Consider the following 25,684-nt stretch of genomic DNA (forward strand, 5'->3'; position numbering starts at 1 on the left):
GTGGTTTTTGAGATCTATAATAGCGAGAGTATATCTTAGTATAATTTTCTGATATCTAGATCTTATATGATTGTGCAACTAAGGGGTATGAAATACTATTTAGTATAGAATTTAACTACTATCTACCAATGAGCAAAGGCTAATAAATGTTAGTATCGTTGGCTAATTCAAGTATAAGGTGTTTTTTAAAAACTAGATTTTAACTCAATTTTCTTTATATTTTTGCATTTTATTTTCAACCAAACGGCTTCTTTATTCGTTCTATAAGAAAAAAGTTTTAAATCGTTCAGCCTCCATTCAGCTTAGAACATTTAGAATGCCAGTAATATAAATCTGTATACTAAGGAGTATTGCTATGACAAAATTAGCCAAATTAGCAGTGTTATCAGCAGTATCAACTGCGACGATTTTGACACCGTTAACAACAGCATTGGCCAATTCGACGGTAGTCTATGATGAACAAACGACGCGAAGCATAAGAACTAGTCCTTCTGGCTCTTCCTCAATTGACAGTCGCTACTACCCCTACGCTGACCGAAGAACACGAACACAAAACAGCTATCACATTGAACAAAAAACTCACCGTTACACAGAACACAAGACACATCGCCATGTTCATCAACATGTAGGAGTTCCTAGAAACACTGGGGATACTTTGGCTGCTGGTGTTCTCGGACTGGCTGCAGGAGCGATCCTTGGTAACGCTCTAAAACAACCAGAACAACCGCAAGTAGTCTATCAAATCCAACCTCAAAATCAAATTGTCTATCAAGCACAGCAGACGCCAACCCAACAACCTGGAACAGACGAGTGGCTGAGATATTGTAAAAAAACATACCGTTCATTCAACCCTCAGACAGGTACTTTTCGAGGACATGATGGTTTAGATCACTTTTGTTATGCCCCAATAAAATAATTTAGACAAAACCTAAAAACCCGCTTTAAAGCGGGTTTTTGTACACTCATATTAATTTTCATTCTACTGTTTTAAATTTAAAGGATAAATATTTTACCCCTATGAATAACACTTTCAACTTTTTACAGTAACACGTTTCACTACATAAATATCACTAAACTAATAGATACAATTCCCTGTTACGATATCAACAATCACGTCACTTTGTATTTACAAAAGAGATATATATGCTCAAAATACCCAAACTGCTCTCGCAACTTAACAAAAGTCAAGACAACGCACCAACAGGATATTTCTTTTGCCCTTTATCACAAAAAATCTTATTCAGACACAATAAAGAAAGATTCAATTGAACGATAACTTTCTAAACATAATTTTAAGCATTCCCAACAGTTTCAAACAAAGTGTATTGCAATGCTTTGTAGGCACTTTCACCAGCCCAAGCAACCATCTGAAATGCGGCATAATGACTTTCACAAATTTTAAGCGCATGTATCAATAATGCTTCAACTTGTACGTGAGATGGATGAACACCACCAGCTAAAAGCAAACCTTGGCGATAAATGACTGAATTATCTCCATGCCAATAATCAAAGTGTCCCAACAGCAATTTTTCATTAATTGCCAGCAACAAACGATGCATTTCTGTCGTGTGAGAATTTTCAATATAAAGATCAAATGCACAAGATAAATGAAGAGCTTCCTGCTCTTCCATCCATGAAAAAGCAAGACGATAATTTGCCCGTTCTCCTTCTACACAAACACTAATTTCATCTTCCACATTCCGCTCAAAAGACCAATCGTACTTACAAGCAATCTGCTCAATGAAGTCAACAGGATGCTCTTCCCTTTCTGTGGCGCAAAATGCAAGCCTCATAATTAACCCTCAATAATATGAACAACGTTATCAACAGAATAAAAAAACCAAATCGCAACAACACCCGCTACAATAAAATCCTTCTATACCAACTAAATACACATAAAAAATAACAGAAGCACGCGAGACCAAGAAACAAATAACGTTCCCAAGCCAATAACTCGATAACCATAAAACGAATCACTAAGAATTTTCAGTGTATTGATACAATTTCACAGCACCAGCCCCCAAACACAAAAAAAAACACTTTTTTTAAAAAAAACACGAAAACAAGCACAAAATACACTCTAACAGACTCATGATTAAGCATTTTTCAGTTTTACACGTTACACTGAAAAATTGGGGATATTTTTTAGAGAACTGTAACTTTCCTACAGAATCCACTTTATTTTTTCTGAATCTGCATTTTTTCTAGATCATCGAGACGTTTTTTCAAATCAGCATTATCAGCGTGTACTTTTAATAGCATCTCCCTAAACATTTCAAATTCTTCTCGTGAAACGAGATCGAGTCTACTTGCTATTTTTTCAGCCTGAAAACGAAAAACTGTTTCAGCTTCACGCCGTATACCTTGTGCAATATCGACCGCATCTGTCGTTAATTTTGCTAATTCATCTAGAATGCGGTTTGGTCCATTATGCATATCTCTTTCCCTTAATTTGAATTTACACACACACTATAGCGCATTATAATAATATTTAGATACCGTATTTGTTTCCTTAGCACTATAAATTTTTCTTGAATCTCTTTACATTCTTTTTATCATTACAGTATAAACTCACTAATTTCTTAGCTTGACCATTGTATGTCCATCTGGCGTTCCTGATTATCATGCAACCTTAATGTAAAGCAGCTTGCCCATGAACGATTTATTTTGCCCTGCTATTCCTTTTCCAACCTTTTTCGATCCTATCATCATACAACTTGGTCCCATAGCTCTACATTGGTATGGACTTGGCTACGTTATAGGCATCCTTTTTTCTTGGTGGTATGCACAAAAATTACTAAAAAACCGATCTCTTTGGCACACAAACCAACCTCCTATGAATCAGGAAAAAATAGGAAATTTTGTTATCTGGTCAGTCATCAGTATTGTTGTCGGTGGTCGCTTAGGACAAGTCCTTGTCTGGGATCTCGCTTATTATTTTAATAACCCAAGTGCTATCATCGCAGTATGGAATGGGGGGATGTCCTTTCATGGAGGCTTCATTGGCATAGTTATTGCAATGATCTTGTTTGCGCGTAAAAATGACATTAACACACAATCAATGTTTGATATAATCGCGGCCGGTGCTCCCGTCGGGATCGGCATTGTACGAATATGCAATTTTATTAACCAAGAACTGTGGGGCAATATAACCACAATATCTTGGGCTGTTTGTTTTCCAAGAGATCCACAGTATTTACCGCGTCACCCAAGTCAACTTTATGAAGCACTAATGGAGGGCTTTCTTCTTTTTATTGTCTTATTCATTACTACTTTTGTTTTTAAAGGATTTAAACGCCCTGGCGCTACAGCAGGAACATTTATTATTGGCTATGCAATAGCACGAATCACTGCAGAAATCTACCGTGCACCTCAAGAAGATCCAGAATGGTTTTCTACCCTTTTTCATTCCACTGGATTTACCTATGGCATGGCTTTATCTTTTCCTATGCTTCTTTTGGGTACCTATCTTCTTCTCAAATCCTTCAAATACAAATCTATAAAATAATGGATACTCTAAAAGAAAAAATTAAAGATATTATCGTTCTAAATGGATCGATCACTGTAAGCCAATATATGACGTTGGCATTAACAGATCCAGAATTCGGTTATTATCATATACAAACACCCTTTGGACGCACCGGTGATTTCATCACTGCACCTGAAATAAGCCAATTGTTTGGAGAGATAATTGGAATCTGGATTCTTGCAAATTGGAAAACCAAAGGTTGTCCTCATCCTTTCATTTTGGCTGAAATGGGCCCAGGACGTGGAACCCTTATGGATGATATTTTGCGGACTATCAAAAAATTATGCATCAAAGCATTTAATTCCACTGAAATTTTCCTTATTGAAATAAGCCAACGCCTTATAAACGAACAGAAAAATCGTCTTTCCCACCATCAAAAACAAATTCATAATATTAAAAAATTTAATCAACTCCCCTCCGCTCCTCTTTTTTTAATTGCTAACGAATTTTTTGATACACTCCCCATAGACCAATACATAAAAATCAATGGAGAATGGAGAGAGCGTTGTATTACAATGAATAAAGGCGGAGACTTCATATTTGTCGTTGGTTCACGTAAACTTCCTCCTTCTTACTTAAAACCCCATAATACTGAAATACCTGATGAAACAATTTTTGAACATTCTCCTTCGCGACATCAACTTATGCAACAAATCAGCACCCGCTTAATGCAAACAACAGGCTCTGCATTGCTCATCGATTACGGTGCTCGCGATCTCGCGTTTGGTGATACATTGCAAGCTGTTTCAAAACATAAATTTCGTAATATTTTCGACGCCCCCGGCGAACATGACCTAACATCACATGTTGGCTTTTCCTTTTTAAAAAAAATAGCTCTTGAACACGGCTGTTTTGCAGAAATTTTTGAACAAGGAGAGTTCCTATTAAAAATGGGGATACTAGAACGTGCACAACAACTTGGAACCAATAAAAATGCTGCACTACAAGATAAAATCCGCCAAGATGTTGAACGGCTAATAGACTCAGATCAAATGGGAAAATTGTTTAAAGTTTTACATGTGAGTGATAAAATGTACACCTATCTTTAGATAGTAACAATTAACATCATTAGCGAACAATGATATTTTACGATGTCATCCCCGTTAAAAATAGTAGTAATAAAGAACTTTTATAATGCTTTCTCCAATCCCTATATTCGTAAAAAATCTTTCTTCTTTCCACACATGTGGGATAGAATACGGTTTTTTTACACGTCAAGGCGGCGTTTCAGAAAACCTTTACCAAAGCCTCAATGTGAGCAGAAACTCAAACGACCATCCAAAACGTATTTTGCAAAATCGTACTTTGGTTGCCAGTTACTTTGGGATTACAGAGAAAAATTTGGTCACAGTCAATCAGGTACACTCCTGTGAAGTAGTTATCGTTGATAAAGCTTTCACCAATGAATATCCTAAAGCAGATGCTCTTGTTACAACAACAAAAAACTTAGCAATCGGCATTCTCACAGCAGATTGTGGCCCCATTTTGCTTTTTGATTTGCAAGCTGGTGTCATCGCTGCTATACATGCCGGTTGGAGAGGCAGCTTAAACGGAGTTGTTGAAAAAACAATTTCCTGTATGGAAAAACAAGGCGCTCAACGACAAACGATAACAGCAATCCTCGGTCCTTGTATTGGCCCTTGCCACTACGAAGTAACGAGTGAATTCTACAATGAATTTGTTAATTATAACAGCAAATTCCATAAATATTTTTTAAAAATAGATAAAGTAAATCACTTTCATTTTAACTTATGGGCGTTTATTACAAATCAACTAAAGGAAGCAAAAGTCAATGCTCATTGTCTAAATATTTGCACTTATCAGGACGAGGAGCGTTTTTTCTCTTATCGCCGCGCAATACACAGAAATGAACCCGACTATGGACGACAAATTTCTGCTATTATGTTAAAAAATTAAGGATAAGACTCTTTTTAAAACAGAACTATAAAGCGAAAATATCACACTCATCCAAGTGTTCAACAGAATAATTAGAGCGGAAATGAATAAAATCGTAACTTTTTGCAATTGTTTCCTTGCAATCTTACAATAAAAAATTAAAAACCATGTCATATTTTATTGTGATTATTCAGAGGTTCTATCATGAAGCTTTTCTGCGGCAATTCCAATCCACGCCTTGCTGAAAATGTTGCAAAATATTTAAATATTCCATTAGGTAAAGCAACCGTGAAACGCTTTTCTGATCAGGAGATTTTCGTGGAATTACACGAAAATGTCCGTGGACAAGATGTATTTGTTTTGCAATCTTCATCATATCCAGCAAACGATCATCTGATGGAGCTACTCATCATGATTGATGCCCTTCGCCGTTCTTCCGCACGTCGTATCACAGCCGTTATACCCTACTTTGGTTATGCACGCCAAGACCGCAAACTTGAACCAAGAACTCCCATTTCTGCAAAACTTGTTGCAAATCTAATCACTGAAGCCGGGGCTCACCGCGTTCTAACATTGGATCTTCATGCTGGACAAATTCAAGGTTTTTTTGATATTCCAACAGACAATCTTTACGCTGTTCCAACAATTTCTCGCGATATAAAGATACATTATTCTCTTGAAAATATTATCGTTGTTTCACCAGATGTCGGTGGTGTAGTGCGTGCACGATCCTTAGCTAAGCGCTTAAATAGTTTGCTAGCCATCGTTGATAAGCGCCGTGAACGTGCCGGTGAATCGGAGGTAATGAATATTATTGGAGATATATCTGGAAAAGACTGTCTTTTACTTGACGACATTGTTGATTCAGCTGGAACCCTATGTAATGCAGCAAGCGCCCTTCTGAAACACGGTGCAAACAGTGTAACAGCTTATATCACCCACGGTGTTTTTTCTGGAAATGCTGTTGAACGCATTACAAAATCAGACATGAAGGAACTGGTCGTTACTGATTCAATCATGCCAACCAAAGAAATTGAAGACGCGCATAACATCCGTGTTTTGCCAATTGCTGATTTAATAGGAGAAGCAATTGCAAGAACAGCAGCAGAACAATCTGTTTCCAGCCTATTCGGTTAAATTAAGTGCTATTAAACTCTCCAATAAATACCTTAAGATCAACAACAATTTAATAAAGTTACATTTTTAAATATTAGTTAAAAGACAAAATATTCATGAATTAAAGAGAGGATCTCAACCCTCATAACATTTCCAAAGCTAAAATGTTAATATGCTGCATAGTATCAACACGCTATTTATCCGTCTGCATAATATTTTACCTTTAAAAAAATAGAAATAATCAATTTTTCCTGTAACTATTGCATCTACTAAGAGTTTGAATTATAGAAAAGTCTTCTACGTAGACACCCTTGGAGGCAACGTAGTATGGAGCAATCGCTGTTTCACAGCATATATCTCCACATTCATGCAAGAACTGTTGTTGGTTTTTGATAGATCTCCAATCATGTAATAAGGACTCAAACATGAGCAAAAGCTACACTCTTAAGGCCGAGACACGCGAACGGGTTGGTAAGGGGTCCTCCCGTGAACTTCGCCGTAACGGTCTCATTCCAGCCATCATTTATGGTAACAAACAACCTCCCTTAGCAATCGCAGTTCCCTATAAAGAAATCTTTTATAAAATTCATGCAGGTGGCTTTCGCACCACCATTGCAACAATCACAGTTGATAACCAGAAAATTCTTGTTTTACCAAAAGATTATCAGCTTGATCCAGTTCGTGATTTTCCAATACATGTAGATTTTTTGCGTATTTCAGCGAAGTCAGTAGTGGATGTTAATATTCCGGTTCACTTCCTCAATGAAGATACAGCCATCGGTATAAAACGAGGAGGTGTTTTAAATATTATTCGCCACGAAATTGAATGTACAGCACCAGCAAATGCTATACCAGAAGCGATTGAAATTGACCTTTCCAGCTACTCTATTGGTGATTCTATACATATTTCAGCGGTGAAATTACCTGAAGGAGTTACTCCAGTTATTCAAGATAGAGATTTTACCATTGCAACCATTTCAGCTCCTGCTGGTGCAGATATTCACGATGATAATTTAGAAGATGGAGCCGAAACAAAATCTGGATAAACTTCAACGAGCAAGCGGGATTTTTCCCGCTTTTACTTAAATATTAAACTTCTACACTTTACTAAAAGCGCACATGTGGCTCATTGCTGGTCTTGGTAATCCTGGTTTACACTACCAAAATAACCGTCATAATATTGGGTTCATGGCTGTTGATGCTATCTATCAATCCTTCTCTTTTTCTTCTTGGTCGAAAAAATTCCAGGCTGAGATTTCTAGTGGATTTGTAAATGATAAGAAAGTTTTTCTTGTAAAACCTCAAACTTTCATGAATTTGTCTGGTCAAGCTATTGGTGAAATTTTACGATTTTATAGATTAGAAGTAAAAAAATTGGTTGTTATCCATGATGAACTAAACCTCTCACCTGGAAAAGTGCGTGTGAAAATTGGAGGAGGAAATAACGGACACAACGGTCTAAAATCCATCGATGCTCATTGCGGCACAGAATATTGCCGCATACGCTTAGGAATTGGGTACCCTGCTTCCAAGGAGTTTGTTAATCAACATGTTTTAGGAAATTTTGCAAAGTCTGATCAAGAATGGTTACACCTTCTATTAGATACAATTGCAACAAATATTGCTTTTTTAATAACAGGAAACATCAGTCTTTTCATGAATAAAGTTTCACAAACAATACAAAATAAAAACACATGATAACAGACCAAATTTCTCTGGTTCACGAAAAAACATCGCATCTCCAACAGAACATCTTTTGTGCATAGATTCACTTCTTAAAAGAAACAAATTACTGATAAAAACCAAGGTTGAACTAACAAAACCCATAAAAATCAACTAACTAAAATTAAAATAATTCACTCATACTAGCAGTTGATAGAGATGAATTCTTAATACCTGAATCTGATTTTTGAACCAAAGCACTAGATGCACTCCCATTGGATACATTCTCATTATCATTCTGTAATACAATCACACGAGAACCTATGGGAACACGATCATAAAGGTCAATCACATCTTGATTCAGCAAACGAATACACCCACTGGAAATAGCACGACCAATTGACCATGATTCATTTGATCCATGAATACGAAAAAGCGTATCCTGTTTATTTTTGAATAAATAAAGTGCTCGTGCTCCCAATGGATTATCAGGACCCGGTGGCATTCCCTTCCCTAAATGACCATAACGCTCTGGCTCACGAGCCATCATTGCCTCAGTAGGAGCCCAACGCGGCCAATGACGCTTTCTTTCTATAATTCCTGTACCTTCAAATGCCAAGCCTTCCTTACCAACACCAATACCATAACGCAAAGCCCTGTCATTCTCACCAATTAGGTAAAGAAAAAAATTCTGAGTATCTACAACAAGTGTGCCAGGAGGATAAGGCGTATGGTAGATTACTTCTTGACGCCAAAATTTTGGATCAATTGTCGAAAGATCAACAGCAGGCAATGGATAAGGTTCATCAATCACAGGCCCGTATAAAGCCTGTATTTCTCCTGGAACACGCCTAACTTGTCGAGAAGAAACAAGAGACATATCCGACTGGCGAGAAACACATCCAACCAAAGAAAAAAGAAATAAAGTTAAAAAAGCATGGCGAAACAACACTCTTATATTTTCTCCAAATAATTCATCACGCAAGCCTACATATTATGAAAAACTTAGCATAATGTTAACATTAACTTCAGCTATTTCTTATAATTTAAACAGGAAACACTTAAAACAAGTCAGACCATTTCTTGGGATAGTTTTTTATTCCTTAACAACAAGTGAAGACTATAACTCTTATCAAAATATGTTATAGAAACTTCGAAGAAGCTTTATCTTAATCATAATAACAAGCAGAGAAGAAGATCTATGGGTTTCAAATGTGGTATTGTAGGATTGCCCAATGTCGGTAAATCAACTCTTTTTAATGCCTTAACAAAAACGGCTATAGCACAGGCTGCCAACTATCCTTTTTGTACAATTGAACCAAACACAGGTGAAGTTGCTGTTCCAGATCTGCGAATGGAAAGAATTGCATCCATCGCGGGTTCAAAAGAAATCATTCCCACACGCATTAGCTTTGTTGACATTGCTGGCCTTGTACGTGGCGCTTCGAAGGGCGAAGGTTTGGGAAACAAATTTCTTGCTAATATTCGTGAGGTAGACGCTATCATTCATGTTTTACGCTGTTTTGAAGACGAAAATATCACCCACGTAGAAGGAAAAATTGATCCCATCTCTGATGCCACAATTGTTGAAACAGAACTTATGCTTGCCGATCTTGAAAGTCTTGAACGACGAATTTCACAAATCCGTAAAAGGGCAACAGGAAAAGACAAAGAAGCTTTAAAAGTTCTTCCTATAATGGAGTCTGCATTGAATTTACTGCAAAAAGGGAATCCAGTCCGATTGTTACTTAAAGATATTTCTCCTGATGAACAAAACATACTTTACGATTTAAATCTTTTAACTTCTAAACCCGTACTTTACGTTTGCAATGTGAACGAAAACGACGCCGCTCGCGGAAATAGTTTTACAAAAATGGTTGAAAAAATGGCGATAGAACACAATGCTCAAAGCATAATTATTTCTGCTTCTATCGAAGCAGAAATCACTCAACTCAATGATCAAGAATCTACAGAATATCTTAACGCCTTAGAACTTTCTGAGCCAAGCCTGAACCGTCTTATTCGCTCTGGATACCACTTGCTAAACCTAATTACTTATTTTACTTGCGGTCCTAAAGAAACACGAGCATGGACAATTGTGCGTGGCACCAAAGCACCACAAGCAGCCGGCGTTATCCATTCAGATTTTGAACGCGGCTTCATTCGTGCTCAAACCATAAGCTATGAAGATTACATAGCTTTAGACGGAGAAAATGGAGCTAAAGAAGCAGGTAAAGCCCGTGACGAAGGAAAAGAATACATTGTACAAGATGGTGACATTTTACTATTTAAGCACAATATTTAAATATACTTCATTTAAAGATTTTATACCCTTCAAAAAACTAAAACGGCTTCCTTCGTTAAAGCCGTTTAAGAACCTTCAGGAAGTGCTACCGTAATACATGATAACAATTCCCGTCTATAAATAAAGGAAAGAAACGCAAAACTTAGCGTGCCCAATGTCCTTCATATTTAAATGTTGGAGCTTCTTTTAAAGAATCCTTCGTCGCATTGATGATAAGTTTCCATTTGCCATAATCATTTGTCATCTGGATCGTCTCTGGTGAAACGACCACATAACGCTCTCCTATACCAAGAAACCCTCCAACAGCAATAACAATCCCCGCCATGCTGTTTTCACGCAGAATAATATCTTTTACTTCTCCAATATTTTCGTTTTCTACATTATACACACTTGTGCCAATAAGGCTTGATGCAACAAAATCAGTTGCTGAAGGTGTAACATAACGCGTAGAAACATCGGAACCAACCTGCACAACCCCCATAGACGAAATTACTTCAGGCTCAGCAGGAACTGCAACAGACTCAGCATAAACGCTAGAAGCCATCAAAACTGACAGAAGAGCAGTAGTAAATAAAATTTTTTTCATTTTAACATCTCCGTTTTTACTTTACAAAATCTCAATGCATCATAATCGAATTTGTTCCCTAAGCTCTCTCAAGATCAGAAATCTGAGCTCTTTATCTCCTTTAATTTTTCAATTTTTTTACAAATTCCTTTTCCAAACTGCATCAGATTTAACTCTTTAAATCCCTCTTAAAATGATTAAAGATAAAATAACGAAAAGACTTTTTATATGAACATCCATATCTGGATCACCTACTAACATCAAAAAGACAATACATCACACTTATAATGTTCAACAATTTCTAAAATTTAATTCTCATACGAAACAAGGTTCCTATTCAAAAAGTACCATAATTAGTACAATATTCCTTGCAATCAATTATGAAAATAACCAGAAATTTATGTTTTCCAGTTCTTTTAAACATTCTATTAGATTTCTATCACCTTTTGAAAAGTTGCGTTAAAATATCAATTTTTTCAAGCTACAATAATTTAGAAATAGGTTTGTATTTGCAACTGTTTTCCTGAAATTCTGGATGAAAAACAGCTAAATCAAAAATATGTATTCTACAAATGATATTTTTAGAATAAGCTACGAAGATCCCCTTTACAAATCATAAGAAAAAGCTTTACCATCAAAGGAATGACCCTTCACATTGCTCTTTTTCAACCTGATATCGCTGGTAATACCGGAACGATTTTACGTCTTAGCGCTTGTTTTGGTCTTCATGTACACATTATTGAACCTACAGGCTTTAGTCTTTCAGATCGCAGTCTTAAACGAGCAGGAATGGATTATCTCGAATATGCTTCGTTAGAACGGCACGTTGACTGGCAACATTTTATGAATGCAGTAAAACATCTCAATCGCCGTCTTTTGCTTTTGAGTACCAAAGCCAAAAAATACTACACGAATATATCTTATCAAAAAGATGATATCTTACTCTTTGGTCGTGAGACATCAGGAGTTCCAGATTATGTCCACAAAGCAGCAGATCACACATTGAAAATCCCCCTATTACCACATGCACGCTCTTTAAATCTCGCAATGAGCGTAGCTATAACGACAGGAGAAGCACTTCGCCAGATTGGTTATAACGGAATATGATAAAAGAGAGGAGGCTTTATGAAAAAATAATAAAAGCATGCACGTAAACTCAATGCTATAAATTTATTTTTTCTAATAATTCGTTACGACCTATAGAAAATCCACTTTCAATCCATACCTTCTCCAACTCTTTGAGTTTTTTTCCTAAGGTTACTCCTTTAGCTAGACCTTTTCTTATTAAATCCTTGCCACTAATAGGAAAAGCAGGAACCTGCCATTTTTGAGCAAAGCGATAAAGCCTCATATAATCAGCTGCTTTTTGCGAAGCTTGTCCTTCTTTTAGAGCATCAACATGTGCCGCAGCCACAGATAAAGATAACTGGTCTAAAACAGGCTGTTGACCATGAAAATAAATCATTTTTTGTACAAGATTATCTGAACAATTTTGATTGATTACATCCAATTCTGCCCATTTTTTCAATCGTATCGCCTCCTTATTAGATAAGCGCAAACGAAGCACCATTTCATTGAGACGCGCAAGATCAGGAGGTAGAATGCTTTCTAGTCGTAAAAGAGGATCTATTTTCCATCCGAAAATTTGTTCTACTTTCACAAGTGAGTGGATCGCATCAATGCCCCATTTCTCTGTTTCTGGAAAAATAAGCGTTAAAATTCCACTTTGGCGCATCCATAAAAGAGCACGTATCGGATTAGGAGCAGAAAAAAGTTTTTTTATCTCTTCCCAAATACGCTCAGATGAAAGTCTTTGCAGACCTTTCTTTAAAAAAACGCATGCCTTTAATCCCTGAGCATCTGGGCGCCCAACCCCATACCAAGCAAAAAAGCGAAAAAACCGCAAAATACGCAAATAATCCTCATGAATACGATTTTCCGCAATACCAATAAAACGCACTGTTCGGCTAGCAATGTCATCTAATCCTCCCACCACATCATAAAGATTACCAACCGCATCACAATAAAGTGCATTAATCGTAAAATCTCGTCTCTCGGCATCCTTTTTCCAATCACGACCGAAGACTACCTTTGCATGACGACCATCTGTTTCAAAATCAGAACGAAGAGTCGTAACTTCATAAGAACATTCTCCAGCAATTACCGTCACTGTACCAAACGCAATACCTGTAGGAATAGCTTTAAATCCTGCTTTTTCTACACGCTCCATAACCTGTTGCGGCAAACAAGTTGTAGCAATATCAATATCACTAATAAGCTGCCCTAGCAATTGATTGCGTACTGCTCCACCAACAATACGCGCCTCTTCACCATCAACAGATAAAATATGAAGAAGTGTTTGTACACTTTCACGCTGTAACCAATCAGCATTTTTTAAATTTTGTATTACGTCCACCCTTTCACCTCTCAAACAATAACTATGTCTCTAAGCTAACATCCTTAAAGAATAATATTTTCAATATATCTACCTACAAAACACACTATCTCTTCATTTAAATATTATCGCTCTATTTGTGCGTAAATATCAAAAATCCGCGTATTACATTCCTTCTATTCTCATTTTTTGCTGCAAATCATAAAATATTCATTATCATATAAAAAAGTTCTCAGTTTCATGATAAATGCCTTAAGGAAGAAATATGAGTCAAAAAAACACATTATCTAATTCTATTAAAAAGACCAATATTGATAATGAAGCAAAAATAATCATTAATGATATTGATACCGTACACAAAGAATTGGATATTCTACAAAAAGAAATTAACAAAGTTATCTTTGGTCAAAGTCGTGTAATTGAGTATGCCTTAACAACAATTTTTGCTGGCGGACATGCCCTTCTCATCGGTGTTCCAGGACTTGCTAAAACATACCTTGTTGAAACATTAGCAACAGTATTAGGACTTGATGGAAAACGCATCCAATTCACACCTGACTTAATGCCATCAGACATTATTGGTTCCGAAATTATGGATTCAGGCGAAGATGGTAAACGCTCTTTCCGCTACATTCAAGGTCCTATTTTTACTCAGCTACTCATGGCCGATGAAGTCAATAGAGCCTCGCCACGTACTCAATCTGCCCTTTTACAAGCAATGCAAGAGCATCACGTCACTGTAGCCGGAAACCGTTATGATTTACCACAACCTTTTCATGTTCTTGCAACCCAAAACCCTCTTGAACAAGAGGGAACATATCTATTACCTGAAGCGCAACTAGATCGCTTTTTAATGCAAATAGATATTGATTATCCTGATTTAACTACGGAACGTCGTATTATTCTAGAAACAACAGGAGGAAAAAATCAAAAGGCAATGCCAATTTTATCTACAAAAAAACTCCAAAAAATTCAAAAAATTGTTCGCAAAATGCCCATATCAGAAAGTGTTGTCGAAGCCATTTTAAAACTGGTTCGTTCAGCCCGCCCCCATAAACACAATACCCTTGCTAACACTTATGTTGCTTGGGGACCTGGACCTCGAGCATCACAAGCATTTTCGCTCTGCACTCGTGCTCGTGCTCTCTATCATGGACGATTAGCTCCCTCACTTGATGATATTGAAGCACTAGCTCACCCCATATTGCAACATCGCATGGCACTCAATTTTGCAGCACATTCTGAAAGTATAACCATAAAAGATATTATTAATAACCTTATGAAAGATATTCTTTAATGGCCATTGGAAGAAAAATTTCGAAAATACCCCCATTATCACTCGCTACAAGACTGCACAAAGATGCAGCTAATATGCCATATTTTCTTCTACAAGCACACCTTATTTCCAATAAATTAACATCTGGATGGCATAGACAACGGAAACGTGGTGACGGGGAAAGCTTTTGGCAATTTCGCCCTTATGTTGTGGGAGAATCTATTGCAAATATTGATTGGAGACGCTCTGCCAAAAGCGAACAGACCTATCTGCGCGAACGCGAGCTAGAAATAGCACAAACAGTTTGGATTTGGCCTGATCAAAGTGCTTCTATGCATTACTGTTCACGCTTTTCACAAGTTTCTAAAGGAAATTATTCCATCATTCTTACCCTCGTACTAGCAAAACTTCTTGCACGAAACGGCGAACACATTGCTATTCCAAATTTAATGCCGCCAACAATGGCATCAAATGTAATAGAACGTGTAGCACTAGCCTTGACAAATCATCAAGATGAAAACCCATTTCCAGATTTTTCAACCATAACACGTTTTTCACACACCATTATAATGAGCGACTTTCTTGATCATTATGATACAATCATCCAACATTTAGCAATTTTGTCTGCAAAACAAGTCATAGTTCATTTGATTGAAATCGCTGACCCCGCAGAAGAGAACTTCCCTTATAAAGGTCGCACAGAGTTTTTTGATCCCGAAACAAAAGAAAAATGCATTTTGGGGAAAGCGGAAGATCTGCGCAAACGCTACTGCAAACTGTACCAAGAAAGGAGAAAAAAATTAATAAATTTTTGCTCACAACAGGGATGGAGCTATCATGTAAGTACAACAGAACAACCCTTAACAAAAACCATTTTGCGACTTGCAACTGAAATAAGAAGTACTCGATCTTATGCAAGGAGAGCATTTTGAATTTTGCTGCCCCCTTACTTTTATTAGGACTGTTATCCTTACCAGCTATTTGGTGGCTGCTACGGATAACTCCCCCTACCCCACGAAAAGAGCTTTTTCCTCCTTTACGTTTTTTACCAAAATCAACTAATCAAAAAGAAGTTGCAAACCATACACCTCAGTGGTTGTTACTATTACGATTAATGATAGCAGCACTCATCATTATTGCTTTAGCACAACCGACTTTGAATCAAAATCCGACCACATTCTCTGGATCTCAACCACTTGCACTTATTATCGATAATGGATGGGCATCTGTAAAAGAGTGGAAAAAACGTATTATTGTTGCCGAAAACCTTCTTGAACAAGCAGCAAAACAACAAAAAAGTATCTATCTTCTTGCCACAGCTGAAAATGATCCTCTCAACATTGGTCCATTTTCTATAGAGACTGTAAAACAATATTTGATGTATTTAAAACCCCGTCCATGGCCTACTAACCGAGTACATGCACTGGAAAAACTTGTTGAAATAACAAAAGGTAAACCTATTGATATAGCTTACTTAAGCGATGGATTACAAACGATCGAAGATAATCAAGCTTTCAATATAATCAATAATTTGAAACCAAAAACATTTTTGTGGTACTTATCGGATATTTCAGATCTTACAGGAATAACAACTATAAAAAATGACGATAAAAACATCGCAGTACACGTTATTCGTGCAAAAAAATATGAAAAAACTTCAATAACACTAAGCCTTTATGATTTAAATAATAGACTACTCGAACGTTCAACAACAAATTTCAAAGAAGGAGAAACAACAACTCTCGTTCCTTTTAATTTACCACTTGAATTACGCAATAATATTGCATGGATAAAAATCGAAAATCAGGAACATGCGGCCGCAACATTTTTGATTGATCATCGCAATCGAATAAATCGTGTTGCTCTCCTGTCACCAAACATTAACGAAATGGCACAACCTCTACTTTCTCCATTTTACTACATTATCAAAGCATTACAGGAACGTACGGAGCTTATAACAACGAAAGGAAAAGAGCTCTCAACTGACATTGATATCTTACTTAGACAAAATCCATCTGTTTTTATTATGGGTGATGTTGTTAATATATCAAAAGAAGCAGAAAAAAAATTATCAGATTTTGTAAACAAAGGAGGAACACTCATTCGCTTTGCTGGCGAAAATCTAAGTACTACAGAGCACCATGATAGCCTGTTACCTGTACTCTTACGACCTAGGAAACGTCTACTTGGAGGCATCATGTCTTGGACAAAACCACAAAAAATTGCACCGTTTGCAAAAAACAGCCTCTTCTCTGATCTTCCTTTCCCAGAAGATGTTACTGTCTTTCACCAAATATTAGGAGAACCAAGTCCAGATCTCTTTGAAAAAACATGGCTCAGTCTTGCCGACGGAACTCCTCTTATTACAGCAGCTAGCCACGGCAAAGGAATACTCATTCTCATTCATGTTGCACCAGATCCTACATGGTCAAATCTTCCTCTTTCTGGATTTTTTGCACAAATGCTGCAAAAATTAATCACACTCAGTTCCTACGAAAACAGAAATTCAATACATACAAAAACCAAAAAAATACAAAATCCTTGGCGAACTTTGAATATTGACGGGCAGCTACAAATCCCACCCTCTTTCGTTATTCCACTCATCATTGATGAAAAAAGCCCTCTCCTTCCTTCTTATCATACTCCTCCTGGACTTTATGGTTCAAAAAATAATCTCTATGCTCTCAATCTCTTAAATCATTCATCACACTTCATAAAACAATCAATACCTCTTGCCTCATTAGGAAAAAATCCGCTATCCTATGATACGGAAGAGAAATATCTCATAGGTCCACTTTTAGGACTAGCTGCTTTATTATTTGCTCTTGACAGTTTTTTAGTTTTGTGGATGAGGAATGCTTTTTTTCTTAATCGAAAAAACAAAATAATCCTTTTTCTTCCCATCGCAATAAGTCTCATAACATTATTTACACATATACCAATCACCTACGCACAAGGGACAAAAAATTATGATAAGGTCATGATACAAGTAGCTGGCGCTACACATCTTGCTTATGTCGTGACAAATAATCGCGAAATCGATGCTACCAGCAAAAGTGGATTAGAAGCGTTAAGTCAATTTATCAAAGAGCGTACAATGCTTGCACCCAGTTCTGTGATAGCACTGAATCTAGACAAGGATGAACTTGCCTTCTATCCCCTCATTTACTGGCCAATTGATTCTAACAGTTCTATGCCAACACAAAAAAGCCTTGAAAAAATAAACAGCTATATTAAACACGGAGGTGCAGTTTTATTTGACACACGTGATCAAATAAATACCAATCTTAATCTTGAACGAAATAGCACACCAGCTATGAAGAGATTACAAGATATATTGAAAAAATTAAATATCTCAAACCTTGAACCGGCATCGCCTAAGCATGTTGTTTTTCGCTCTTTTTACATAATGCCAGATTTCCCTGGTCTTTACCGTGGTTCCCCCTTATGGGTTGAATCATCATCAATGACTAAAAAATCACCTACTACTAATGATAATGTAAGCTCTCTCCTTATCACAGCAAATAACTTTGCTGGAGCTTGGGCGCAAGATAAAAAAGGAGCTTGGAAATATCCCCTAATTCCCAATGATCCAATGCAACGTCTGTGGGCATTTCGTGCTGGATTAAATATAGTCATCTACGTTCTTACAGGAAATTATAAAGCTGACCAAGTCCATGTTCCTGCACTGTTAGAGCGCTTTAACAAGGAAAGAAGGCAATGAAACCGTTATTCACTTTTCAGCCTTTTTTGCCTATCTATTTGCTGTTACTACTAGGAAGCATATCTGCGCTTTTCATAATCATTGGTCTCATTACACAATGTAAAGGATCTTCATTACGTCTTATGGCATTCCTTTCCCTTATCTTTGCACTACTCAATCCAATGCTCATAAAAGAGCAACGAGAACCGCTCAAAAGTACTGTGGGAATTGTCATTGATCGTAGTAAAAGCCAAACATTTGGTACACGTACAAGCGACAGTAACGAAGCATACACACAGTTAAAAGCTGTATTTGCTCGCTATCCACAATTCGAACCACGCTTTATTGAAACTGGAAAATTGATAAACAATAAATACACCCCCTCAACAAATCTGTTTACTGCTTTAACAGAAGCAATATCTGACGTATCACCATCTCGTTATGCAGGCACAATTTTTATTACCGACGGACAGGTACATGACATTCCGCCATTATCAAACCTTTACCATACAGCTCCTATCAACATCCTCATAACAGGAAAACCAGACGAATTTGATCGCCAAATCAAATTGATTTCTCCTCCTCGCTTTGCCCTTATCAACAAGCCACAAATGCTCTCCATTTTAGTGGAAGATAAAGGTCAACCCAAAGAATTTATATCAAAAAATGTGAATATTACCGTCAGCATCAATGGAAAAATTGTTGGAAATTATTCTGCAGCTTCCGGTGTTATTTTTCAAACTGAAATCACCCTAACTCACGCTAAAAAAAACATTATTCAGGTTTCAACCGATATACAGAAGGGTGAATTAAGCTCTGAAAACAACAGTACAACAACTATTATTGAAGGAATCAGAGAAAATTTACGTGTTCTCCTCATTTCTGGAGCACCTTATAACGGCGAACGTACATGGCGAGATCTTTTAAAAGGAGATTCTAATATTGATCTTGTTCATTTTACTATTTTGCGTCCTCCCGATAAAGCAGACAATACACCATCAAGCCAATTATCGCTTGTAGTATTTCCTACAACAAAATTATTTGTTGAGGAAATTGATAATTTTGATCTTGTCATCCTTGATGGCTACCAACATTCTCCTGTTTTTCCATTAATATATTACGATTATATCGTTCAATATGTGAAAAATGGTGGTGCATTACTTCTGGTAACAGGGCCTGAATTTACCCAACAATATTCTCTTGCTAAAACACCTTTAGTAAGCATCCTTCCTGCATTACCAAGCGGCACCATCATCCAAAAGCCTTTCCGTCCCACATTAACTAAGGAGGGTAAGCGTCACCCTGTTACAAGAGATCTTTCAACACCTACTCATCCATCTTCTCAATGGGGACAATGGCTACGACAAATTTTAATTAAAAATGCAAGCACAAATAAAAGTATCGCTCTTATGAAAGGAGCCGATGCACAACCACTGCTACTTCTTTCTCGTGTTGATAAAGGACGTGTAGGTATGTTACTTTCTGACGAAAGTTGGCTCTGGGCAAGAGGATTCGAAGGAGGAGGTCCATACGCTGCACTCTATCGTCGCATCACCCATTGGCTTATGAAAGAACCAGAGCTTGAAGAAGAAAAATTAAGTACCACAAGTGACCATTATCAACTAACAATTCGCCGACAAACTCTTAAAGACCACCCAGAACCAATCGAAGTCACTTTCCCTTCTGGAAAGAAAAAAAATATTACCCTTACTAAAGAACAAGAGGGCGTGTTTACCACAACTATCAATACCGATGAAACAGGAATTTTTACCATAAAGAATGGAAATTTTACGGAACTTGCTTCTGTAGGCATACCCAACAATATCGAATTAACAGATTTAATATCAACAGAAGAAAAACTCACCCCCATCAGCAAACACACAGGCGGGAATATAATGCGCCTTCATAATGAAAAACAAAAAAACATTCACCTACCCTCTATCAAATTGATCCGATCACAAACAAAGAAAGAATCATCTCTTGCCCATTCAATCATTCTGAAAGAAGCAACAGCAACTCGTTTAATCAATACTTTCTATTTTTCTATTTTTTCTGGCTTCTTTGCTCTCTTCACTTGTCTTCTTCTATTTATTAGTATGTGGTATCGTGAAAGCCGATAAACCAAAGTAATTACCATACAAAAGATCTTTCTAAAAAACATTTTTATAATTTCAAAAAATAATAGAGAATTAATTTTAAAAAAATATCTATCGTTTCAATAAATTATTTTTATTGCACAGCTCTCTCTTACTTAAAAAAACACAGTGGCTTGTATTATCTTGATTTGTATTGCCTTATTTTTTATTGCCTAAATTGTTTTCAACGCTATGCTAGTTTCTATGTTTTATCTTGCTCACATATCAGATGTACATCTTTCACCCCTACCATCCCTCTCTTTATTTGAACTCTTTGGAAAACGTCTTACTGGCTATCTGAACTGGCAAAAAAAACGCAAAGACCAGATGTCAACAAGTGTCTTAGAAGCTTTAATAAAAACATTAAAAAAGAAAGAACCTGACCATCTTGTTATTTCCGGTGATCTTGTTAATCTTTCTTTAGATAAAGAATTTGAACAAGCACGCAACTGGTTGCTTAACCAAGGAGACCCTCAAAACATTTCTTTAACTTTTGGAAATCACGATGCCTATGTTCGCGGAGCATTTCAAACAGCGTGTACTATTTTTAAACCTTGGATCATAGGAGATTTTCCCCCCAAAAATTCCCTTCCCTTTCCTTATATGCGTGTTCGCAAAAATGTAGCTATTATAGGCACCTCATCAGCCATTGCTACACCACCTTTTCAAGCCTCTGGATACTTCGGAGAACGACAAGCACAAACTCTATCACAATTTTTAGATGAATCTACAAATTTAAATCTTTTTCGAGTTGTAATAATACATCATCCTCCTTTCTACCATGCAACCTCTTGGCCTAAAAAATTATGGGGTATAAAACGTTTCATGGATGTTATCAAATACCACGGATGCGAACTTATTCTTCACGGACACACCCATTTACCCACATTAAATACCATTGAAGGAAAAATGGGAGAAGTTCCCATTGTGGGTGTTTCTTCCACATCTCAGATTTTTGGTGGCAAAAAACCACCTGCAAGTTTTAACTTATTTTCTATTGAGCATTCTAACCACAAGTGGCACTGTCAATTACAACGTTATAGCATTGTAAATAAAAACAATCATATAACATGTACTGAAACAATCGATCTTTAATTTTTTTGTAAAAATTCCTTATACAAAGGGAACAGCTGTCGTTCCAGAAGGCAGTTTTGCTTCCTCTTCTGGCTCTATATGAATGGAAACACACAAATTGTTGAATTCTTTTTCAAGCGCGTCCTCAATCCTATTGCAAATCCTATGCGCTTCTCCTACTTGCATGTCAGACGGAACAACCAAATGAAACTCTATAAAAATAGCGCGACCAGCAACACGTGTGCGCAAATCATGTACTTCAAGTGCACCCTGTGCATTTGTAGAAATTAGATTACGAATCTGCATAGATTCATTCAATTCAACGCCAACATCCATTAACCCCTGAACAGCATTGTTCATTACTTTCCATCCCTGCAAAAGAATATTAATAGCAACGATTATTGCTAAAATTGGATCCAAAATAGCCCATCCACTTAAAAAACCGGCAATCAATCCCACTAAAATACCAAGCGAAGCAAAAACATCTGTTATAAGATGCGCTCCATCAGCCTTAAGAGCTGGTGAACGATGAATTTTTCCCTGCTTGATGAGAATAATTCCCCACACACAATTTATGATACTTGCTATGAGTTGAGCAACAATCCACATTCCAGGTTTTTGCAACGATTCAACGTTCGAAAAAGCTACCCACGCTTCTCTCAAAATCATAATTGCAGCAATAGTAATCAATGCACCTTCAAGAATAGCAGAAAAATACTCTGCCTTATGATGTCCAAAAGGATGACCTTGATCTGCGGGCTTCATACTCACCTTCACAGCCCACCATGCAACCACTGCAACCAGTATATTAACAACTGCCTCTAACGCATCAGAATAAAGTGCAACCAAACCAGTAATGTGATACGCCCAATATTTTAAAACAAAAACAACGCAAGCGACAAAAATAGAACACAGAGTCAAGCTGTTATATATTTTAACTTTTATATCCGTCACCACACACCATCTTCTTTAGATAAAAAAGCAACAATGCTTTCAATCACACACATTATAGTATAGTTTGGTCTCATCATCAGAATTTTCCTGATAATATGTAATCTTAGAATACAATGAAAAGATACCTACACCCCTCTCACCATTATTGCTTGTATAAGTTACTTATACGCCGCAACACAACAAGCATATAACATAGATATTTCACAAAAAAACAAGCGCACCAACATAAAGCACAAAAAACTGTTCGTCATTCTGCTATAATCTCATCGCTTATACTGCGCTAAAACACGGCCACTATCAAAATGGCCTTAGAAATAATCCCTAGGAAAAAAGAAAAAATTTAATATCCCCAAAAAAAAGAATCTAGGCATTGGGGACCCAGATTCTTTTCCCTTAATAATTAAGGATGTGCAGAGCTTAGGAAATAGCGGGGACCTAAGACCCTGCACCCGATACGAAGACAACACGTTGTGCCACACTCGGTATTTTGTTATTACATCTATAGTTGTATTTTGTCAAGAAAAATTCTACTATAAGTTTAAAATTATTTTTTTTCCCCACTTAATAACAAAAATACCCCAAGCTATAAGAAAAATTCCTTCAACTTACGCATTTTATTTGTAAGAAATAACTTTTTGTAATTATGATGAAACCGTCATTTTTGTTCCTAAATTGCACAAAACACGTTTTAACATCGCTTCGGCACCCGCAGAACGTTCTGAATGTGTAATAAATCCACCTCCAAGAACACGCGCCTCATTGCTATTTTTATCGTAAAGAACACAAGCTTGCCCTGGTGCTACTCCACTTTCGTATTCTAATAGATCAACAAAAAAAACACCTTCTCTATAATGCAAACGAGCGGGATGTGGAGAACATGTTGAGCGAATTTTTACAGCAACCTCAATACCACAAGATGGAAAATCATCTAATCGCTCATCACCAAGCCAATTCATATCACGCAAAAAAATTTTATGTGTTTCCAACATTTCACGTGGGCCAACAATTACGCGCGCGTTTTCTACATCAAGATAAATTACATAAAGCGCTTCACCAGTTGCAACACCAATGCCACGACGTTGACCAACAGTATAATTAACAATTCCTGAATGTTTTCCTAAAATCTGCCCATTTACGTGCATAATGATCCCAGGATTTGCAGCTTCTGGATGTAATTTTGTAATGACATCAGAATATTTCCCCCTCGGAACAAAGCAAATATCCTGACTATCATGCTTATCTGCAATAGCAAGACCCATTTCTGATGCTATCTTACGAACATACGCTTTTGAAAAGTCACCAAGTGGAAAACGCAAATAATCAATCTGCTCTTGTGTCGTAGCAAAAAGGAAATAACTTTGATCACGATCAGAATCAAAAGGGCGAAAAAGTGCCCGACGCGACCCCACAAGACGACTACGAATATAGTGCCCCGTTGCTAAAGCATCTGCTCCTAATTCGCGTGCAGTTGCCAATAAATCAGCAAATTTCACAGTCTGATTACATGCAACACACGGCACAGGCGTTTCTCCATGAGCATAACTTTTTGCAAAAGGTTCAATAACAGCCTTACGAAACCGTTCTTCATAATCAAGAACATAATGTGGTATTCCCAAAGTCTCTGCTACACGGCGCGCATCTTCAATATCCTGTCCAGCACAACAAGATCCTACCCGATGAGTCGCAGCACCATGATCGTAGAGCTGCAATGTAATTCCAACTACATCATAACCTTCTTTTTTTAAGAGCCCTGCAACAACTGACGAATCAATTCCACCAGACATTGCAACAATAATGCGGGAATCCTCAGGACATCCTGGCAAATCAAGACTATTCAAAACCATGTACTTATTCTCACTTTAACATATACAATCGGTTCATGCACTCACCACTCACCACTCACCACTCACCACTCACCACTCACCACTTCTCATACTGTTTTTTAATCTTTTAAACAAACAACAAAATACTGTTAAGGAAGCACAAAAAAACGAAAAAAGATCATAGAAACATGAAGCTATAAACTATTTCACTTATCTCATTCTAATATTTTTTATTTGTTGAATTGCTTTATTAACTTTTTCTTTCAATAAACTTAGCTTTTTTTTAAAGTTCATGTATTACAAGAGAAACAAGTCCTTAACTAAAAGTGGAAAATACGTAAAAAATACAATGACTGACTTGATAAAAACACAAATGAAATACGTTATTGGACCTGATGGAAGTCCACTTACACTCTCTGATCTGCCATCAAAAACAACAAGGCGCTGGGTAATCCGTCGTAAAGCTGAGGTTGTTGCGGCCGTTAGAGGTGGATTATTGAGCCTTGATGAAGCATGTCAGCGCTATACTTTAACCGTAGAAGAATTTCTTTCATGGCAAAGTTTGATAGCTGAGCACGGCTTAGCAGGGCTACGGACGACTAGGATTCAGCGCTACAGATATTAATCAAATTAAATATCTGTTTACAAAACTACCTAAAACAGCCAAACTCTTCGTTGAATCTGGCTGTTCTTTCTTCTCACACATAATTTAAAAAAAATTATCTCAAAATTGCAATTTTTATTACCCTGTCATAGAATTAGACTGTGCAAAAACACGATCATCACCCGCCTCTATCCCAATTTCATTCTCCTCAAGAAGCTGCACACATCTCAATTCAGTACTAATTTCTCGTAAGGCAATTTCAGCGTTTTCTTTCTGAAATTGTAAATCATGAATCGAATTTACAAGGTTATCACGCCTCTTCCGCGCTGAATAAGCAAAGGACGAATACGCAAAATGATGAACATCACTAATTCCAGATTTACGTTCTTCATTAATAATCTGCGCTTCTAACTCCAACACCATTTTCTTAAATTCTGCTATCATCATCTCAAGCTGTGCGATTTCACGACGCTTCCCACGCGCTTGAAACATCTTTAATCGTACCATACCCTCTCGTGGCTTCATACTCACTACTCCCTGATTGTACCCAAACTCAAAAATTTGTTCGCATTACTGCTCATAACTCCTAGCTACCGGATTTTGACAAAAACAGACCACATCAACAAACTATGTCTCTTCTTCTCATC

General features: G+C 37.0%; 22 protein-coding genes and 1 pseudogene. 15 read left to right on the forward strand and 8 right to left on the reverse strand.

Annotated features, from left to right (window positions below; genetic code table 11):
* Positions 1–355 precede the first annotated feature (355 nt).
* Positions 356–916, forward strand: coding sequence for a BA14K family protein (locus tag V4P54_RS03770; RefSeq protein WP_455476723.1), 561 nt, complete (start codon positions 356–358; stop codon positions 914–916).
* A 376-nt stretch (positions 917–1,292) separates the two neighbouring features.
* Here the strand turns inward: V4P54_RS03770 and V4P54_RS03775 are convergent, their stop codons facing one another.
* Both V4P54_RS03775 and V4P54_RS03780 read right to left on the reverse strand, forming a co-directional pair.
* Positions 1,293–1,793 carry a YbjN domain-containing protein gene (locus V4P54_RS03775; RefSeq protein WP_455476724.1) on the reverse strand — a complete coding sequence of 167 codons (501 nt, stop codon included), beginning with the start codon at positions 1,791–1,793 and terminating at the stop codon, positions 1,293–1,295.
* Between the two features lie 385 nt (positions 1,794–2,178).
* Positions 2,179–2,436 (reverse strand): accessory factor UbiK family protein, encoded by a 258-nt coding sequence (locus V4P54_RS03780; RefSeq protein WP_455476725.1) that lies wholly within the window; start codon positions 2,434–2,436, stop codon positions 2,179–2,181.
* A 217-nt stretch (positions 2,437–2,653) separates the two neighbouring features.
* On the opposite strand from V4P54_RS03780, the pseudogene lgt reads away from it, so the two are divergent.
* From lgt to pth, 6 genes and pseudogenes are all read left to right on the forward strand, one after another.
* Positions 2,654–3,533 (forward strand): annotated as a pseudogene (gene lgt / locus V4P54_RS03785) (prolipoprotein diacylglyceryl transferase).
* Positions 3,508–4,578 (forward strand): class I SAM-dependent methyltransferase, encoded by a 1,071-nt coding sequence (locus V4P54_RS03790; RefSeq protein WP_455476726.1) that lies wholly within the window; start codon positions 3,508–3,510, stop codon positions 4,576–4,578. Before lgt ends, V4P54_RS03790 begins: the two are co-directional and overlap by 26 nt.
* Positions 4,579–4,663: 85 nt before the next feature.
* Positions 4,664–5,446 (forward strand): peptidoglycan editing factor PgeF, encoded by a 783-nt coding sequence (gene pgeF, locus V4P54_RS03795; protein ID WP_455476727.1) that lies wholly within the window; start codon positions 4,664–4,666, stop codon positions 5,444–5,446.
* A gap of 183 nt (positions 5,447–5,629) precedes the next feature.
* The gene (locus tag V4P54_RS03800) at positions 5,630–6,562 is read left to right on the forward strand and encodes a ribose-phosphate pyrophosphokinase (RefSeq protein WP_455476728.1); all 933 of its coding nucleotides are present in this window, start codon (positions 5,630–5,632) and stop codon (positions 6,560–6,562) included.
* Positions 6,563–6,966: 404 nt separating this feature from the next.
* Positions 6,967–7,587 carry a 50S ribosomal protein L25/general stress protein Ctc gene (locus V4P54_RS03805; RefSeq protein ID WP_455476729.1) on the forward strand — a complete coding sequence of 207 codons (621 nt, stop codon included), beginning with the start codon at positions 6,967–6,969 and terminating at the stop codon, positions 7,585–7,587.
* A gap of 73 nt (positions 7,588–7,660) precedes the next feature.
* Positions 7,661–8,239 (forward strand): aminoacyl-tRNA hydrolase, encoded by a 579-nt coding sequence (gene pth, locus V4P54_RS03810; protein ID WP_455476730.1) that lies wholly within the window; start codon positions 7,661–7,663, stop codon positions 8,237–8,239.
* A 148-nt stretch (positions 8,240–8,387) separates the two neighbouring features.
* Here the strand turns inward: pth and V4P54_RS03815 are convergent, their stop codons facing one another.
* On the reverse strand, positions 8,388–9,155 hold the full coding sequence (locus tag V4P54_RS03815; protein WP_455476731.1) for a L,D-transpeptidase: 768 nt from the start codon (positions 9,153–9,155) through the stop codon (positions 8,388–8,390).
* Positions 9,156–9,404: 249 nt separating this feature from the next.
* Between V4P54_RS03815 and ychF the strand changes: the two genes are divergently transcribed.
* Positions 9,405–10,508 carry a redox-regulated ATPase YchF gene (gene ychF, locus V4P54_RS03820; protein ID WP_455476732.1) on the forward strand — a complete coding sequence of 368 codons (1,104 nt, stop codon included), beginning with the start codon at positions 9,405–9,407 and terminating at the stop codon, positions 10,506–10,508.
* Between the two features lie 142 nt (positions 10,509–10,650).
* Here ychF and V4P54_RS03825 read toward each other — a convergent pair whose 3' ends face one another.
* Positions 10,651–11,094, reverse strand: a complete 444-nt coding sequence (locus V4P54_RS03825; protein ID WP_455476733.1) for a PRC-barrel domain-containing protein — start codon at positions 11,092–11,094, stop codon at positions 10,651–10,653.
* A gap of 621 nt (positions 11,095–11,715) precedes the next feature.
* Here V4P54_RS03825 and V4P54_RS03830 point away from each other — a divergent pair.
* Positions 11,716–12,180: a tRNA (cytidine(34)-2'-O)-methyltransferase gene (locus tag V4P54_RS03830; RefSeq protein ID WP_455476734.1), complete on the forward strand. Its 465-nt coding sequence runs from the start codon at positions 11,716–11,718 to the stop codon at positions 12,178–12,180.
* Between the two features lie 55 nt (positions 12,181–12,235).
* Here the strand turns inward: V4P54_RS03830 and V4P54_RS03835 are convergent, their stop codons facing one another.
* Positions 12,236–13,489: a CCA tRNA nucleotidyltransferase gene (locus V4P54_RS03835; protein WP_455476735.1), complete on the reverse strand. Its 1,254-nt coding sequence runs from the start codon at positions 13,487–13,489 to the stop codon at positions 12,236–12,238.
* Positions 13,490–13,733: 244 nt separating this feature from the next.
* Here V4P54_RS03835 and V4P54_RS03840 point away from each other — a divergent pair, with 244 nt between their 5' ends.
* From V4P54_RS03840 to V4P54_RS03860, 5 genes are all read left to right on the forward strand, one after another.
* Complete coding sequence (locus V4P54_RS03840) at positions 13,734–14,765, forward strand: AAA family ATPase (protein ID WP_455476736.1); 1,032 nt, start codon at positions 13,734–13,736, stop codon at positions 14,763–14,765.
* A complete protein-coding gene (locus tag V4P54_RS03845; protein ID WP_455476737.1) occupies positions 14,765–15,676 on the forward strand; it encodes a DUF58 domain-containing protein in 912 nt (303 codons plus the stop codon). Before V4P54_RS03840 ends, V4P54_RS03845 begins: the two co-directional genes overlap by 1 nt.
* On the forward strand, positions 15,673–18,468 hold the full coding sequence (locus V4P54_RS03850; protein WP_455476738.1) for a DUF4159 domain-containing protein: 2,796 nt from the start codon (positions 15,673–15,675) through the stop codon (positions 18,466–18,468). Before V4P54_RS03845 ends, V4P54_RS03850 begins: the two co-directional genes overlap by 4 nt.
* Positions 18,465–20,567: a hypothetical protein gene (locus V4P54_RS03855; RefSeq protein WP_455476739.1), complete on the forward strand. Its 2,103-nt coding sequence runs from the start codon at positions 18,465–18,467 to the stop codon at positions 20,565–20,567. The genes V4P54_RS03850 and V4P54_RS03855 overlap by 4 nt, the downstream gene beginning before the upstream one ends.
* A 207-nt stretch (positions 20,568–20,774) precedes the next feature.
* Positions 20,775–21,677 carry a metallophosphoesterase family protein gene (locus V4P54_RS03860; RefSeq protein ID WP_455476740.1) on the forward strand — a complete coding sequence of 301 codons (903 nt, stop codon included), beginning with the start codon at positions 20,775–20,777 and terminating at the stop codon, positions 21,675–21,677.
* An 18-nt stretch (positions 21,678–21,695) separates the two neighbouring features.
* On the opposite strand, the gene V4P54_RS03865 is transcribed toward V4P54_RS03860, so the two are convergent.
* Positions 21,696–22,601, reverse strand: coding sequence for a cation diffusion facilitator family transporter (locus tag V4P54_RS03865; RefSeq protein ID WP_455477681.1), 906 nt, complete (start codon positions 22,599–22,601; stop codon positions 21,696–21,698).
* Positions 22,602–23,251: 650 nt separating this feature from the next.
* Positions 23,252–24,454 carry a tRNA 2-thiouridine(34) synthase MnmA gene (gene mnmA / locus V4P54_RS03870; RefSeq protein ID WP_455476741.1) on the reverse strand — a complete coding sequence of 401 codons (1,203 nt, stop codon included), beginning with the start codon at positions 24,452–24,454 and terminating at the stop codon, positions 23,252–23,254.
* Between the two features lie 328 nt (positions 24,455–24,782).
* On the opposite strand from mnmA, the gene sciP reads away from it, so the two are divergent.
* A complete protein-coding gene (gene sciP, locus V4P54_RS03875; protein WP_455476742.1) occupies positions 24,783–25,058 on the forward strand; it encodes a CtrA inhibitor SciP in 276 nt (91 codons plus the stop codon).
* 117 nt (positions 25,059–25,175) lie between these two features.
* Here the strand turns inward: sciP and V4P54_RS03880 are convergent, their stop codons facing one another.
* Entirely contained in the window at positions 25,176–25,562 is a 387-nt protein-coding gene (locus V4P54_RS03880; protein ID WP_455476743.1) for a flagellar export protein FliJ, read from the reverse strand.
* Between the last annotated feature and the right edge of the window lie 122 nt (positions 25,563–25,684).

It is taken from the genome of Bartonella sp. B41 (genome assembly GCF_053795765.1).